The organism is Stieleria tagensis, from assembly GCF_024129865.1.
GTDB lineage: Bacteria > Planctomycetota > Planctomycetia > Pirellulales > Pirellulaceae > Stieleria > Stieleria tagensis.
Genome location: NZ_JAMYFE010000182.1, coordinates 1 through 1,157 on the forward strand (window position 1 = coordinate 1; position 1,157 = coordinate 1,157).

1 protein-coding gene is annotated in these 1,157 nt (G+C 57.2%); it reads right to left on the bottom strand.

All coding sequences use genetic code 11. The annotated features are described in order from the left end of the window. Nucleotides 1–1,157 (bottom strand): beta strand repeat-containing protein (locus NHH03_RS27640; RefSeq protein WP_253161597.1); only part of this gene is annotated, 1,157 nt, incomplete at both ends.

The following is a 1,157-nucleotide window of genomic DNA, read 5'->3' on the forward strand; positions in this document are numbered from 1 at the left end:
CGCTGCTGCCGATCCCCGTGGAGGCTGACAGTGTCAATGTGCCGTCGGTAGTGACATTGATACTCGTATCAGAAACGGTTTCATCGATCGATCCGGATAGGGACGTCAATGTCACGGCTGCGGAACCGCCGAAGACTTCATTGACACGGACGTCACCGCTGGTGGCGGTGTATTCAAAGTCACGATTGGCGTTGTTGTGCACCACCGAGTTGATTTCGTGACTGTCATCGATGTCGACCAAGTCGTCGTTGTTGTAAACGATGTCGATCGTTCCGAAACCAACATTGCCAACTGTAATCGCCGTGGATGTGATGGTGTCCGCACTCAGTTCGGCAATTTGGATGGCGCCGGTACCGTTATCAAAAATCTCCAGCGCTGTCGCGCCGTCGATTTCCAAGGCGTTGGTGCTGCCGATCGCTGCACCACTGAGAGTCACTGTTCCAGTGGAATTGATTTCCGAAGTTCCCACTGACTGGGCCACCAGAATGTCGCCTGTGCCGGCATCGACGGTGACGGTGCCACTTCCGGTACCAATTGAATGGTGGTCCAGCGTGATGTCACCGGCATCAGCCGTCAATTCAATGGAACCGGATCCCGTGTTTTGAATCGTTTCGGTTCCCGCGGTGCCAGGATTCAAATTGATACTGCCAGCATCAATGGCCAGTGATGTCCCGTTGCCGCCGGCAATGACCCGACTGCCACTGTTTAAACTGACGTTGCCCGATGATTCGAGACCCACGCTGCCGCCAGTCGCCGCGGTGATTCCGTCAATTCCGTTGTCCCCCACGCCCACCAGCAAGTCGCCGGTTTGGTTGATGTAGATTCCACCGGAGAGCGTGGTTTGTGCGGCGAGGGTGCCGACATTCGTGTCGAGCGCCTGGTCGGCTCCGTCGGCACCGATGCCGGTGGCGGCTGAGAGCGTCAACACGCCGGCGGTTGAGATGTTGGTGCTGGTGTTGGTGGCGGCTTCGGCGATCGCACCGGCCGCTGCAGTCAACGTGACTGCAGCGTTTCCGGACGTGATGCTATTGACGCTGATGTCGCCCAGGGTGGCGGTGTAGTCCAGCAGACGGTCGCTGTTGTTGTGCACGACCGAGTTGATTTGATGGTTGTCGTTGATATCGACCAAGTCACCGTCGCTATAGTCGATGTCGATG